Here is a 13,822-nt window from a genome sequence, read left to right as displayed (position 1 = left end):
CCGCGCAGGAGTTTGAATACCGAATGACGTATAACGATACTTTCCGTGACCGCGCCGGCCGCTCGGCCGACGCCAAGAAGGCGCTGCTCGAGAAGCTCAAGGCCGCTCCCAAGCTGAGCGAGGCCGAGCTGGCCGAGCGCAAGGCGGCACGCCTTGCCCGTGAAGCCGCGGTGGAAGCGGAGCGCGCAGCGAAGCAGGCCGCGATCGACGCGCAGAAGGCTGCGATCGAACAGGCCAAGGCGGATGCCGAGGCGGCGCGCCTCGCCGAAATACGTGCGGCCGAAGAGCGGGCTGCCGCCAAGCTGGCCGAGAAGGCCGCTGCGGCCGAGGCGGCCAAGGCCAAGATGGCCGCTGCACTAACGCTTCCTCCGCGCGGCAGCGACAGCCGCTATCCGGCGCGCAAGGGCGGCAAGTAAACGACCTTCGGGCAGAGCGCCTTCCCCGGTTGCAGCGCTCCGGCGAAGGCCGGAGCCTTGGCCGAACCTGCTGCGCTTGCATCCAACACTCCGGCCTCGGCCGGAGCACGGCGTCCCTTTCTGGTCCGGCGGCGCTCGCAATGGGGCGCTTGCCAAGCGCGGCGCGCTCGCCACAACATGGCGCCATGAACGCCGCGAATCCGCAGTCCGACTGGCTCCGCCTCGCGATCCCTGTCGTCATTCTGGCCATCGTCATGGCTTTCCGGTTGCGGCGGATAGGCCGCGAGCGGCCGCTCAAGATCGAGCGGCTGTGGATCGTGCCCGCGATCTATATCGTGGTGGCGGCGGTCGCCTATTGGGCGCACCCGCCAGTGGGACTTGCCTGGCTCTGGTGCCTGATCGCGCTCGCGGTGGGTGTGGCGCTGGGCTGGCAGCGCGGCCGGATGATGCGGATCAGCGTCGATCCCGAAACGCATGAAATGTCGCAGCGCGCATCTCCCGCGGCGATGCTGCTGATCCTCGTGCTGATTCTGGTCCGAACCGGTGCGCGTGAGATTGCGCCCGGAATGGCGCTCGACGTGATGACGCTGACCGACGTGCTGGTCGCCCTCGCATTGGGGCTTTTGGCGACGCAACGGCTCGAGATGTGGCTGCGCGCGCGCAAGCTGCTCGCCGCGGCGCGTGGGGCATGAGCGCGCGGCGTCACGCGCCCGCGACCGAGCGCAACCGCGAGCCGATCGCGGCGGTGCTGGGCGAGGAATTGCCCGATCGCGGGCTGGTGCTCGAAGTGGCGAGCGGAAGCGGCGAGCATGCCGCCTTCTTCGCCGAACGCTTCCCCGATCTGACGTGGCAGCCGAGCGATCCCGATGATGACGCGCTGGCGTCGATCGCCGAATGGTGCGCGGGGATGGCCAATGTGCTGCCGCCGATCGCACTGGATGCGGCAGAGGCGGATTGGCCGGTGGCGGCGGCCGATGCGATCCTCTGCGTAAACATGGTACATATCAGCCCCTGGAAAGCGACTCTCGGGCTGATGGCAGGGGCGGGGCAGTTGCTCGCGCCGGGCGCGCCGCTGATCCTTTACGGGCCGTATCGCCAGCGCGGCGTGCCGACCGCCGAATCGAACGAGGCGTTCGATGTTTCGCTCAACACCCGCAACCCGGCCTGGGGGCTGCGCCACGTCGAGGAGGTCTCGGCTGCGGCGGCGGCACGCGGGTTGCTGCTCGACCGGATCGTGACGATGCCGGCGAACAATCTCAGTCTTGTTTTCCGCCGCGAATCATGAGGCGGCCGCGTCGCTCGCGCCCTCGGTGTTGCGGACATGGAGCACGCGCTCGCGCCAGACGATGTAGAGCCCGCTGGCGATGATGATCGGCGCGCCGAGCCACGTCCACGGCGTCGGCCAGGCGCTGAAGATCAGCCAGCCGTAGAAGGTCCCCCAGATCAGGCTCGAATAGTCCATCGGGATGACGGTCGAAACCGGTGCGAAGCGGACCGACGCAGTCAGCGCCAGCTGGGCGACGCCGCCGATGAGGCCGATCGCGATCAGATTCGCCCAGGTCAGCCAGTCGTGCGCCTGGAGCTGGAAGAGATACGCCAGGCCGAGGGGGGGTAGCGACAGGACGGAGAACCAGAAGACCGTGGTGCCGGCACTTTCGGTCCTGCCGATCTGGCGCAGCGTGATCGCGACGATCGCGACGAACAAGGCCGCCATCAGTCCGACAAAAGCGCCGAACAACGGGAATTGGCCGCTGCCCGGCTGGGCGACGACGAGCACGCCGACGAAACCGATCACCACTGCGCCCCAGCGATGCCAGCCGGTCTTTTCGCGCAGCACCAGCGCCCCGAGCAGGGTGGCGAAGATGGGGACGGTGAACTGGAGCGTGGTCGCCTCGGCGAGCGGCAGCAGCAGCACTGCCCCGAAGGTGAAGACCATGCCGGTGAGCCCGATCGCGGTGCGGGTGACGTGCGCGCCGAAACGTTTCGTGCGAATCGAGCCGAGCCCGGGGCCCATCACGATCCACGCCGTGACCATCGGAACCGCCCAGAGCTGGCGGTGGAACATCGTCTCGACGAGAGTCGCACCGCGCGTCTCGGCGAGCTTGATCAGCGCCGACATGGTCGACAGGCACAGGATTGCGAAAAGACGCAGCGCAAGGCCCTTGAAGATACTGTCGGTTCTCGCGTGCGCCACGGAGTTCGGTTAGGGGGCAGTACTGCGCCGCACAACCCTGCGCTTCACTTATCCGTGCGGGCAACTGCAACCATGCCTGGCTCGAGTGCCGCATGACCGCGGGGTTGCGACAACAGTTTCGACGAGACGCGACGGGACCGTCAACGCCAACACCAGCCTACCCACGCGGACCGTGCAGCGGACATCGGATTCTCGGGACATGAAACGCTTCCTTCGATCAGAGACCCGCACGAGCGGGCAGCGAGCATATCTTAAGCCATCCGATGGGTTGCTCTTTGGACAACTGACTCCAGAACGGAGAAAGTTCAGCGTGGATCGAACGAAGGGCGTGCTAGGAACAACACGAAGACAAAGAGGAAACGAGTTAGGAACGCGCTTGCCTTTTCGGTTGCATGTGTCTGGGCAGATGGCCTGTTTTCCTAGGCCAGAGTTCGCGAGCGATCGAGTGAGCTACGACGTGATAACGCCTATTGCCGCCCGACGAATCTTCGAGGCCGTCTATTGGCGTCGGGAGATACGATGGCAGATAGACGTCATCCGCGTGGTCGCGCCGATCCGCTTTGGATATGTCTCAGATGATGGTGTGCGATCGCTGGAACCCGTCAGCGACTTGAACCTTGCCCCCCAGTTTCAACGGGGAGACGCACAGCGGATCGTGCTTCTCGAACCGGCCTATGTGATCGATGCTCGTTTTAAAATGATGTCCGCGACGGGAAACCCGGCGCAGCATACGAAGATGTTCGGGCGCGCTCTTCGCCATGGCCGATACTTCCGCGAGCCTTATCTGGGGCTGCCGGAATATCCCGCCAAACTGACGTTGATCGAAGGCGAATCTTCGCTGGTTCCGCCGGTTTGCCGAGGCGATCTTCAGGACAAGGACTTGGGGTGGATGGTTCATGATCTCTGTCCCACGGATGGCAGATTGCGTTTTTTCCGACCGCATATGGTTCGCGGAGAGATCAGGGTACCTTTGCCCGGAAGCGCCCAGCTGCCACGCTAGCCGGCACATCAAGGGCGCTGACTCTCACCGCACCATTGACCCGGCATCGTGGGCCGCTAATCCGCAGCCATGATCAAGCATGCTCTCAACGTCACTCGCGAAGCCGATTTCGCCGCCTGGTACCAAGCCGTCATCTCGGAAGCCGATCTGGCCGAGGAGAGCGGGGTGCGCGGATGCATGGTCATCCGGCCGTGGGGATACGGTATCTGGGAGCGCATCCAGCGCCTGCTCGACGATCGCATCAAGGCGACCGGGCACGAGAATTGCTATTTTCCGCTCTTCATTCCGCTCTCCTATTTCGAGAAGGAAGCCGAGCATGTCGACGGCTTCGCCAAGGAGATGGCCGTCGTCACGCACCACCGGCTCGTCCAGAAGGATGGGAAGCTGGTTCCCGACCCCGAGGCCAAATTGGAGGAGCCGCTAGTCGTGCGGCCGACTTCGGAGACAGTGATCGGCGCAGCCTTCTCCCGTTGGGTCCAGTCGTGGCGCGATCTGCCGGTGCTGATCAACCAATGGGCCAATGTGGTGCGCTGGGAGATGCGCACGCGGATGTTCCTGCGGACCTCGGAATTCCTCTGGCAGGAAGGGCATACCGCGCACGCGAGCGAAGCCGAGGCGCGCGAGGAAACGCTCAAGATGCTCGAAGTGTACCGGTCGTTCGCCGAGGATTGCCTCGCGATGCCGGTGGTCGCGGGTGAGAAACCCGAGAATGAACGCTTCCCGGGCGCGGTATCGACCTACAGCATCGAAGCGATGATGCAGGATGGCAAGGCGCTTCAGGCAGGCACCAGCCATTTCCTAGGCACCACCTTCTCGAGCGCGCAGAATATCAAGTTCCAGAATGCCGAAGGGCAGCAGGAACTGGCGCAGACCACGAGCTGGGGCGTGTCGACCCGCATGATCGGCGGCGTGATCATGGTGCATGGCGATGATGACGGGCTGCGCGTCCCGCCGCGGATCGCGCCTTGGCAGATCGTGATCGTGCCGATGCTGCGGGATCAGCCCGAAGACGCCGAGATCGTCGATTATTGCAAGACGCTGCAGCAGGAAATGGCGGTGTTCAGCGTGTTCGGCGAGCCGGTGCGTGCGTTGCTCGATCTGCGCCCTGCCAAGGCCGCCGCCAAGCGCTGGGGCTGGGTGAAGAAGGGCGCGCCGATCGTGATCGAGGTTGGCGGGCGCGACGTCGCCGGCGGCAATGTCTCGGTAATCCGCCGCGACCGGCTCTATCGCGAGGACGGCAAGCTCGACAGCTTTGTGGTCGCGCGCGGGCAGCTGGTCGACGAGGCGACGCAGATGCTGGAGAGCATCCAGCAGGCGCTGCACGCCCAGGCGCGTGAGCGGATGGATAGCAACATCCGCCGCGACGTGAGCGACTTTGCCGCGCTGGAAAAGGCGTTCGAGGGCGCGAAGCCCGGCTGGGTCGAAGTCAATTGGTCGAAGCCGAGCGGCGCCGAGCTCGACAAGGTGGTCGAGCGGCTGAAGGCGCTGAAGCTCACCTTCCGCAATGTGCCGGGCGACGCTGCGGCGGCGGAAGGCGCGTGCATCTTCACCGGCGCGCCCGCGGTCGAGCGGATCCTGGTCGCGCGGGCCTATTGAACCCGTGGCGGTCCGGTCCCTCTTCGCCTCCCAACTCTACCAGGAGGCATTGGGCGACGATGCGCTGATCGGGGAGCTCGAAACCTCGTGCCTCCAGCTCGCCGAGGATGACAAGGCAGGGCGCGGCTGGGCGAAGGAGCATGGCTATCAAGGCTATACCTCTTATGCCTCGCTGAACGACCTGCCGATCCGCGACCCGGTCTTCGCCGATCTCAAGCGCCTGCTCGACAGGCATGTCGCGAAGTTTGCCGACGTCTGCGGGTTCGAGCTGGGCGGCAAGAAGCTCAAGCTCGACAGCCTGTGGGTAAACGTCCTGAACGGCGGGGGCGGGCATAGCGGGCACGTGCATCCGCACAGCGTGATCTCGGGCACGGTCTATGTCGCGTTGCCGGCGGGCGCGCGGGGGCTGCGGCTCGAGGATCCGCGGCTGCCGATGATGATGGCGGCGCCGCCGCGGCGGCCCGACGTGGCCGAGGCGCTGCGCAGCTTCGTCGAGGTCGTGCCCGAGCCGGGGACCGTGCTGTTGTGGGAAAGCTGGCTGCGGCACGAGGTCCCGGCCGGATCGGGCAAGGGCAAGAGGATCAGCGTGAGCTTCAACTATCGCTGGTAGCGGGGAATGACATGGTCGATCGACGGACGGTGCTTGTTGGCGCGCTGACGCTGCCCGTGGCGGCGCAAGCGCAGGAAAGCTGGGACGCTACCGTCGATCCGCGCACCGGCACGCTCGGCAAGGCGCTGGAGCGGGCCGCTGCCGCGGGTGGGCGGCCGTTCCGGATCCTCGTGCGCGAAGGCGTGCTGGTCGAGAAGCTGACGATCAGCGTGCCGAACGTCACGATCGTCGGCAGCGGGCAGGGGACGGTACTGAGCTTCGGCGCCTTTGCCGGGCTCAAGCACCCCGACGGCAACAACTGGGGCACAGGGCGCACCGGCACGTTGACCGTCTCTGCGCCGGGGACGACCTTGCGCAACCTGACCATCCGCAACAGCTTCGACTATATCGGCGCCAAACGCGACAATGCCGGCAATGGCGCGCAGGCGGTCGCGCTGGTGATCGGGCGCGAGGCGGACCGGACGCTGGTCGAGCACTGCTGGCTCGAAGGCTATCAGGACACGCTTTACGTGCAGGGGCGCTCGCGGATCGCCGATTGCCGGATCGTGGGCGGTGTCGACTTCATCTTCGGCGGCGCGGCGGCGTGGTTCGAAGGCTGCGAGATCGTTACGCGCTATGTGCCGGGAGTGACCGAGTTCGGCTTCCTCACCGCGCCGAGCACGCCGCTGGATCAGCCTTTCGGGCTGGTGCTCTCGCAATGTCGGCTGACGCATGAGCGCGGCGTGCCGCCGCGTTCGGTGTGGCTGGGGCGGCCGTGGCGCGCCGGCGGCAACATGGCCCTGACCGGCCAGTCGGTGTTCCTGAACTGCTGGATGGATACGCATATCCGCCGCGAAGGCTGGACCTGGATGGGGTATAAGGGGCCGGACGGCGAGCAGCGCAGGCTCACCCCGCAGGAAGCGCGGCTGTTCGAATATCGCAGCCGCGGCCCCGGCGCCGGCCCGGCCTCGCCGACGCGGCGGATGCTGAGCGCCGCCGATGCGGCGAAATTCACCCGCGCGAACGTGCTCGGCGACTGGGACGGGAGTGCATGAAGGCGCGCTTTGCGTTAGCTTCCGCGGCGGGGGCGATTGGAGGAAGCGATGTCTCGCATCACCTTGTTCGCCGCGGCGCTGGCGGTATCCGTCCCGGCCGCTGCATTCGCGCATCATGGCTGGAGCTCGTATGACGAGACCAAGCCGATCACCGTCACCGGCAAGCTGCAAGGCGTCGCCTGGACCAATCCGCACGGCAGCGCGACGATGCGCTGGCTGGGCAAGCAGTGGCACGTGGTGCTTGCGCCTGTCGCCCGGATGGAAGCGCGCGGGCTTACTTCGGCGATGATCGACAAGGGGCAGACGGTGACGCTGACCGGCTATGCCCGCAAGGACGGGACGGCCGAGATGCGGATCGAGCGCATCCAGGCGGGCGGCAAGACGATCGAGTTGCGCTGAGGGGTGGAAGCGACGCTGCTCGCCTTCGCCCAGTGGCTCGACGCAGTGGGCGTGGGGCCATGGGCGCGCGGCGGCGCCTGGGCCTATCCGTTCGTGAACAGCGTACATTTGCTGGGGCTGGTGATGCTCGTCGGCGGGATCGGTGTGGTCGATCTGCGGCTTGCGGGATTGTGGCGCGACGTGCCCGCCGCGGCGCTGTCCCGCGCGCTGACGCCGGTGGCGCTGGGCGGACTGGCGTTGCTGGTGCTGAGTGGAACCGTCCTGTTCGCTTCGGACGGTATGGCGCTGGCGCGCTCGGTGACTTTTCACCGCAAGCTGATGCTGATCGCGCTGGCGCTCGCCAATGCCGTGGTGTTCAGGCTGGTGTGGCAGCGGCGCGTGGAGGCGGGTGGCGCGGTACCGCCGATGATCGGGCGGACGAGCGCGCTGGTGTCGTTGCTAATGTGGCTGGGTGTCGGGACGTTGGGGCGACTGATCGCCTATAGCTGAGCCGGACTCAGCAGATCACGAGGGTGAGCGAGCGCATCAGGCTGCGATCGATCGGCGCGTCGAAGCGGCAGCCGATATGATTACCGTCGTTCCAGATCACGGTGGCGGGGACTGGCACGCTATCCTGAAGGCGCAGCCAGACGCGTTCGCCTTCGGGGTGTTCGCTGGTGCAGGCGAGACGGCAGCCATAGACGGAGAGATCGCGCAATATCGCGTCGATCGATGGGTTGCCCTGCTTGCGTACGGTGGCGCGGGTGACGGTGATGCGATGCCGCGGCTCGCTACGCTGTTCGACCAGCGCAGGTCCCACTGTCCGGAATTGCGATAGCCGCGTCGCCATAACCCTCCTGCCCCGGCAGAGTGCTAGGGGTGGAGTTATCAACAAATGATTAAGCGAATATTTCGGTCCACCATTTGGCGAAGGCGTCGCGTTCGCCGGCGGTCATGTGGAGGCCGAGCTTGGAGCGGCGGTACAGAACGTCTTCGGGCGTGCGTGCCCATTCGCAGTCGTGCATCCAGCGCGCCTCCACTTCGGTGAGGCCGGCACCGAGGGGGGCGCCCATGCCGGCTTCGTCGTGAACGTCGTGGAGCATCTCGCCGAGCTGGCTTCCATAAGCGTGCGCCATGCGCCGCGCGCGATCCTCGCCGAGGAACGGCCAGCGTGCGCGGACATGGGCCAAATGGAGATCAAATCCGGCGATCCCGCCGCCGGGGAAGACGCGGGCGCGTGTTCGGCAGCGCGGTTCGATGCCGAGCAAGGGCCCGATCTTCTCCATTGCCTCCTCGGCGAGTGCGCGGGCGGTGGTGATCTTGCCGCCGAAGACCGAGAGCAGGGGCGCACCGCTGTCGTCGAGCTCGAGGACATAATCGCGCGTGACGGCTTGCGCCTTTGCCGCTCCGTCATCGTGGAGCGGGCGGACGCCGGACCAGTTCCAGACCATATCGGCGGGGGATGTCTGGCGTGTGAAATAGCGGTTCACGGCGTCGCAGAGATACTGGACTTCCTCGGTAGAGCAGACCGCGTCTTCGGGGCGCTCGACCGGCATGTCGGTGGTGCCGATCTCGGTGAAGCCGCCTTCATAGGGAATTGCGAAGACGATGCGGCGATCGGGCTGCTGGAGGATATAGGCATGATCGCCCTCGAACAGGCGGGGGACGACGATGTGGCTGCCCTTGACCAGCCGGACCTGCGAACGAGTCTCGACGGCAAGGCTATCGAGGAGCGTTCGCACCCATGGGCCGGCGGCGTTGACGAGGGCGCGCGCTTCGACGGTGCGGTCATCGGAGAGCCGGGCCTTCCAAACGCCTCCGTCGCGGCTTGCCGAGATCAGTTCGGTCCGGGTGGCGATCTCGGTGCCGTGCGCGGCGGCGTCGCGGGCATTGGCGAGGGTGAGGCGGGCATCGTCGACCCAGGCGTCCGAATAGACGAAGCCGCTATGATCGCCGGCGAGCGGATCGGTGAAGGCAGTGTCGGCCCGGTGAAGGCTCCTGGAACGGGGCAGGGAGGATTGGCCGGCCAGTAGATCGTAGAGGTAGAGCCCGGCGCGGACCATCCACCAGGGGCGGACCGCATGGGCATGCGGCAGGACGAAGGTCATCGGCCGGATCAAATGCGGCGCGGCTTCGAGTAGGCGCTCGCGCTCGTGGAGTCCCTCGCGCACCAGCCGGAACTGCCAGTTCTCGAGATAGCGCAGCCCGCCATGGATCAGCTTGGTCGAGGCAGAACTCGTGTGGCCGGCAAGGTCGTCCTTCTCGACGAGCAAGATCGACAGGCCGGCGAGAGATGCCTCGCGGGCGATCGCGCAGCCGTTGATCCCGCCGCCAACGATGAGGAGGTCGTAGGGCACATTACCAGTTACCCGGTTGGACAAGTCGCCGCGAGTCCCTATCTTCAGGGCCAATGACAAAACAGAACAAACGAACGGGTCTGCCCACAAGGGAGCAGATCCTCGATTTCATTTCCACATCGCAGACCCCTGCTGGCAAGCGCGAGATTGCCAAGGCGTTCGGGCTGCACGCGCAGGACAAGATCGCGCTCAAATCCTTGCTCAAGGACATGGCGGACGAGGGACTGATCGACAGCGCCCCCGGCCGCGCCTTCCACAAGATGGGCGGGGTCCCCAAGGTGACCGTGCTGCGGATCACCGACGCCGATGGCGACACGGTCTGGGCAGTGCCCGAGCGCTGGGAGGCCGAGGGCGTTCCCGTGCCGCGGCTCCGGGTGCGCGAGCGCGGCAAGCGCGGCGCGCTGGGACCGGGCGACCGGATCCTCGCGCGGACCGAAGAGGCCGGCAACGGCTGGATCGCGCATCCGATGAAGAAGCTCGCGCGCAGCGAGGAGCAAGTGCTCGGCGTCGTCCACGAGGAGGGCGGACGGCTCTACCTCCAGGGCGTCGAGAAGAAGGATCGCCACAGCTATCCGATCTCCGAGCGCAACGGCGCCGAGCCCGGCGACCTCGTGCTCGCCAACAAGGCGGGCAAGCCGCCGCGCATCTTCGCGCACGTCACCGAACGGCTGGGCGATCCTTTCGCGCCGCGCAGCTTCTCGCTGATCGCGATCCACCGCCACGGCATCCCCAATGTCTTCTCCGACGAGTTGCTGGCGGAGGCCGAGCGCGTCTCGAAGCAGCCGCTCGGCGAGCGCGAGGATCTGCGCGACTTGCCGATCGTCGCGATCGATCCGGCCGATGCGCGCGACCATGACGACGCGGTATGGGCGACGCCCGACGACGATCCGAAGAACGAGGGCGGCTGGAAGGCCGTGGTCGCGATCGCCGACGTCAGCTTCTATGTCCGGCCGGGCTCCGAGCTCGACCGCGAGGCGAGAAAGCGCGGCAATTCGGTCTATTTCCCCGATCGCGTCGTGCCGATGTTGCCCGAGATCCTCTCGGCCGAAGTGTGTTCGCTCAAGGAAGGCGAAGACCGCGCGGCGCTGGCGTGTCACCTCCAGGTGGGCAAGCATGGCGAGCTCAAGAGCTGGCGCTTCACCCGCGCAGTGGTGAGCATCGCCGCGAACATCGCCTATGAGGACGCGCAGGCGGCGATCGACGGCACGATCGAGCACCCGCTGACCGAGACTGCGTTGCGTCCGCTCTGGGCTTGCTGGCGGGCGCTGTACAAGGCGCGCGAGAAGCGCGAGCCGCTCGACCTGGATCTGCCCGAGCGGCGGATCGTGCTCGACGAGATGGGCCGGATCCTTTCGGTCGCGCCGCGCGAGCGGCTCGACGCGCACAAGCTGATCGAGGAATATATGATCGCGGCCAATGTCGCCGCGGCCAAGGCGCTCGAGGCGAAGAAGGCGCCGGTGATGTACCGCATCCACGAGCCGCCGGCGCGCGAGAAGCTCGTCGCGCTCAAGGAATATCTCAAGACCTTCGACATGGAATTCGCGCTGGGCCAGGTGATCAAGCCTGCCACGTTCAACCGTATCCTCGAGCAGGTGGGCGAGGCGGATTTCCGCGACGAAGTGATGCAGCAGGTGCTGCGCAGCCAGACCCAGGCCTATTACGGCCCGCAGAATGCGGGGCATTTCGGGCTTTCGCTGGGAAGCTATGCGCACTTCACGTCGCCGATCCGGCGTTATGCCGACCTGATCGTCCATCGCTCGCTGGTCGATGCCTACAAGCTCGGGCCGGGCGGGCTCACGCCCGAGGAAGCCGCGTCGATGGAGCGGATCGGCGAGAGCATCTCGACGCTCGAGCGCCGCGCGATGGAGGCCGAGCGCGAGACGGTGGACCGCTATGTCGCCGCCTATCTCTCGGCGCATGTCGGCGAGGTGCTGGAGGCGCGGATCACCGGGGTGCAGAATTTCGGCTTCTTCGCGACGATCGAGGGCATCGGCGGCGACGGGATCGTGCCGGTCCGCGACCTCGGCACCGAATATTTCCGCTACGACGAGGCGAGCCAGCGCCTGATCGGCGACGATACCGGCACCAGCTTCGCGCTGGGCCAGCGGCTGCAGCTGCGGCTGGCCGAGGCGAACCCGATCTCGGGCGCGCTGCGCTTCGAACTGCCCGACGGCAAGGGTTCGGCGTCGAGCAATGGCGGGCGCGAGGAGCGGGGCAGGGCCCCCAAGCGCGTGATCAAGCATCGCGGCCGCCCGGCGAACATCCGGCATCAGGGGCGCAAGCGGTAGGCTGTTGAGTGTCAGCCGCGAACCTGCCAGCCTGTCTCGACAACGGGTGGAGGAGCAGCATGAGCGCGGCCAACACTATTCTGCCGGCCCTCTCGGTAGCCATTGCGCAGGCGCGCAAGCGCATCGTTGCGTACTTCCTGGCGCAGCACGCGATCAGCCCCGAAGACGCGGTCCCGTTCGTACCGGCAGCGGGGGTAGAGCACGGCCAGTTCCAGCGGATGCTCGACAAAGGCGTGGTGCACGAAGCCACGCCCGGCAGCTATTGGCTCGATCGCGCGGCCTACAGGGCCGATGACGACGCCCGACGGCGCGTTCTCGAGCCGCTGGTGATCGTGCTCAGCGTCGTCGCGGCAGGGCTGATCCTGCTCGGCTATCGGGGCTGACGCAGCGAAAGGTGAGCGCATAACCCTGCCTCCTGCTGGAGTGATTCGGTCACGGCCTGAAAGAGGCATGAAGTACGCATCAAAGCGAGTTTGACGGGCCTTAACTTGACTCAGTTGGCGGAAACGCGATTCATTTTGTAACATTCTTGCGCGCAATTCTCGCGCAATCCAATTCTCCACCAGATTGAAAGAGCGGCGGCAACAAGCCGACCGCCCGATCCCAGCACTCGAAATCTTACATTGCAAGCGCGGTCATTCGATCGCGAAAGTCAGCCCCGCCTTCGCCTCGAGCCGCTTCCTGAGCGGCTCGGCCATCAGTGCGCCGGGGGTCCAGATGCCGCCTTCGCCCTGGACGTCCCGGATCAGGCACAAGGCGCTTTCGGCGATCATCTTGCTCGTCGATCCGTAGCCGGGATCGCGATCGCCCTTCACGCTGGCGGTGAGGCGCTCGCCCGAGGGCATCTCGGCGATGAAGGCGATGTCGTAATAGCCGGTTTCGCGCTCTTCCTTGCCCGGGCCTTCGCCGGGGGCGGGGCCCTTTTCCGAGTTCATCGGGTTCATCTTGGCGATTGCCTCGGCCGCGGCCTTGCCGATGTCGCCGATGCCGGGGGCGACCATCATCTCGTCATATTGGAAGTCCTCGCCATAAGGATGGCCGGCGAGGAAGTTGGTGCGGTGGACGTTCTTGGTGTTGATCACCGCCATCATGAACGGCGCGACCCAGCCGCCGACGGCCTCGTCATATTCGGGGAGCACGCCCTTGGGCTGGCTCGGCCCCTCGAAACCGGGCGTGAGCGCGAAGGGATCGATCAGCGCCTTGAACACCGCGGGATCCTTGGCGGCGGCCATCGCAGTCGCCTTGCCGCTGGCGAAAGTGCCGCCCGAGAAGGTGCCCTTCATCGCGCGGACGCGGCCCTTCACGCGCGGCGCGGGCTTGCCGAACTTCGCGATCACGGCCTGCTCGACGGTCCATACGCCGAGATCGAAGGGGATCGAATCGAAGCCGCACGAGAAGACGATCCGCGCGCCGCTGGCCTTTGCGGCGTCCTGATACTTACCGATCATATCGTGCATGAAATTGGGTTCGCCGCACAGATCGACATAAGCGGTGCCGGTCTCGACGCACGCCGCGAGGAGCGGTTCGCCATAGAGCTGATAGGGGCCGACCGTCGTGATCACGACCTGCGCGCGCGCCGTCATCGCCTTCAGGGCGGCGGGATCGTCGGCATTGGCAGTGAGCAGGGGCGTATCCGCGGGGGCGCCGATCTCGTCGCGGACCTCCTGCAGCTTGGTCAGCGAGCGGCCTGCCATCGCCCATTTCACCTGGCGGTAGTTCGCTGCGAGATATTCGGCGACGAGGCGGCCGGTGAAGCCGGTGGCGCCATAGACGATGATCTCGAACTCGCGATCGGCCATTTCTCTCTCCTCTTTGAAAGCGCCGTACCCATTTTTCTAAACCGAAGAAATAGGGGTGGTGCCATTCGTCACGACCGCGCATCTGAGTGCCAAGGTCGGATTCAGCTCGTTTGAAGCACTTGTGTTCCCCGGCCTTCGCCGGGGAACACA

The 13,822-nt window shown here is 66.1% G+C and carries 15 protein-coding genes; 11 read left to right on the top strand and 4 right to left on the bottom strand.

Features of this window, described 5'->3' with window-relative positions; translation table 11 throughout:
- Nucleotides 1–23: 23 nt before the first annotated feature.
- The 3 genes from BR78_RS0106835 to BR78_RS0106825 all read left to right on the top strand — a co-directional run bounded on the left by BR78_RS0106835 (nucleotide 24) and on the right by BR78_RS0106825 (nucleotide 1,701).
- Complete coding sequence (locus BR78_RS0106835; protein WP_025560484.1) at nucleotides 24–416, top strand: DUF6481 family protein; 393 nt, start codon at nucleotides 24–26, stop codon at nucleotides 414–416.
- Between the two features lie 185 nt (nucleotides 417–601).
- Entirely contained in the window at nucleotides 602–1,108 is a 507-nt protein-coding gene (locus BR78_RS0106830; protein ID WP_025560485.1) for a CcdC protein domain-containing protein, read from the top strand.
- Nucleotides 1,105–1,701, top strand: coding sequence for a DUF938 domain-containing protein (locus BR78_RS0106825; protein WP_029935781.1), 597 nt, complete (start codon nucleotides 1,105–1,107; stop codon nucleotides 1,699–1,701). Before BR78_RS0106830 ends, BR78_RS0106825 begins: the two co-directional genes overlap by 4 nt.
- Here BR78_RS0106825 and BR78_RS0106820 read toward each other — a convergent pair.
- Nucleotides 1,696–2,610, bottom strand: coding sequence for a DMT family transporter (locus BR78_RS0106820; RefSeq protein WP_025560487.1), 915 nt, complete (start codon nucleotides 2,608–2,610; stop codon nucleotides 1,696–1,698). The two genes, BR78_RS0106825 and BR78_RS0106820, sit on opposite strands and share 6 nt — an antisense overlap.
- A 199-nt stretch (nucleotides 2,611–2,809) precedes the next feature.
- Here BR78_RS0106820 and cas5c point away from each other — a divergent pair, with 199 nt between their 5' ends.
- The 6 genes from cas5c (at nucleotide 2,810) to BR78_RS0106790 (ending at nucleotide 7,738) form a co-directional block, all read left to right on the top strand.
- Nucleotides 2,810–3,610 carry a type I-C CRISPR-associated protein Cas5c gene (gene cas5c, locus BR78_RS21290; protein ID WP_081855627.1) on the top strand — a complete coding sequence of 267 codons (801 nt, stop codon included), beginning with the start codon at nucleotides 2,810–2,812 and terminating at the stop codon, nucleotides 3,608–3,610.
- 69 nt (nucleotides 3,611–3,679) lie between these two features.
- Nucleotides 3,680–5,206, top strand: a complete 1,527-nt coding sequence (gene proS, locus BR78_RS0106810) for a proline--tRNA ligase (protein WP_029935777.1) — start codon at nucleotides 3,680–3,682, stop codon at nucleotides 5,204–5,206.
- A 4-nt stretch (nucleotides 5,207–5,210) separates the two neighbouring features.
- A complete protein-coding gene (locus BR78_RS0106805; protein WP_025560490.1) occupies nucleotides 5,211–5,816 on the top strand; it encodes a TIGR02466 family protein in 606 nt (201 codons plus the stop codon).
- A gap of 11 nt (nucleotides 5,817–5,827) precedes the next feature.
- Nucleotides 5,828–6,850: a pectinesterase family protein gene (locus BR78_RS0106800; protein ID WP_025560491.1), complete on the top strand. Its 1,023-nt coding sequence runs from the start codon at nucleotides 5,828–5,830 to the stop codon at nucleotides 6,848–6,850.
- Between the two features lie 48 nt (nucleotides 6,851–6,898).
- Nucleotides 6,899–7,249 (top strand): DUF6152 family protein, encoded by a 351-nt coding sequence (locus BR78_RS0106795; RefSeq protein ID WP_025560492.1) that lies wholly within the window; start codon nucleotides 6,899–6,901, stop codon nucleotides 7,247–7,249.
- Nucleotides 7,250–7,252: 3 nt separating this feature from the next.
- The gene (locus BR78_RS0106790) at nucleotides 7,253–7,738 is read left to right on the top strand and encodes a DUF6644 family protein (protein WP_029725286.1); all 486 of its coding nucleotides are present in this window, start codon (nucleotides 7,253–7,255) and stop codon (nucleotides 7,736–7,738) included.
- Nucleotides 7,739–7,745: 7 nt separating this feature from the next.
- On the opposite strand, the gene BR78_RS0106785 is transcribed toward BR78_RS0106790, so the two are convergent.
- Both BR78_RS0106785 and glpD read right to left on the bottom strand, forming a co-directional pair.
- On the bottom strand, nucleotides 7,746–8,078 hold the full coding sequence (locus BR78_RS0106785) for a PilZ domain-containing protein (RefSeq protein WP_025560494.1): 333 nt from the start codon (nucleotides 8,076–8,078) through the stop codon (nucleotides 7,746–7,748).
- Between the two features lie 49 nt (nucleotides 8,079–8,127).
- Nucleotides 8,128–9,585, bottom strand: a complete 1,458-nt coding sequence (gene glpD / locus BR78_RS0106780; RefSeq protein ID WP_029725288.1) for a glycerol-3-phosphate dehydrogenase — start codon at nucleotides 9,583–9,585, stop codon at nucleotides 8,128–8,130.
- 53 nt (nucleotides 9,586–9,638) lie between these two features.
- Here glpD and rnr point away from each other — a divergent pair, with 53 nt between their 5' ends.
- Together rnr and BR78_RS0106770 are read left to right on the top strand one after the other, a co-directional pair.
- On the top strand, nucleotides 9,639–11,873 hold the full coding sequence (gene rnr / locus BR78_RS0106775) for a ribonuclease R (protein ID WP_025560497.1): 2,235 nt from the start codon (nucleotides 9,639–9,641) through the stop codon (nucleotides 11,871–11,873).
- A gap of 59 nt (nucleotides 11,874–11,932) precedes the next feature.
- Nucleotides 11,933–12,256 (top strand): hypothetical protein, encoded by a 324-nt coding sequence (locus BR78_RS0106770; RefSeq protein WP_025560498.1) that lies wholly within the window; start codon nucleotides 11,933–11,935, stop codon nucleotides 12,254–12,256.
- Nucleotides 12,257–12,508: 252 nt separating this feature from the next.
- Here the strand turns inward: BR78_RS0106770 and BR78_RS0106765 are convergent, their stop codons facing one another.
- Nucleotides 12,509–13,672, bottom strand: coding sequence for a saccharopine dehydrogenase family protein (locus tag BR78_RS0106765; RefSeq protein WP_025560499.1), 1,164 nt, complete (start codon nucleotides 13,670–13,672; stop codon nucleotides 12,509–12,511).
- Nucleotides 13,673–13,822: the final 150 nt, after the last annotated feature.

Source organism: Sphingomonas sp. UNC305MFCol5.2, from assembly GCF_000712135.1.
GTDB lineage: Bacteria > Pseudomonadota > Alphaproteobacteria > Sphingomonadales > Sphingomonadaceae > Sphingomonas.
The sequence above is the reverse complement of the archived record's forward strand: the minus strand, read 5'-3'. Positions and strand labels throughout refer to the sequence as shown.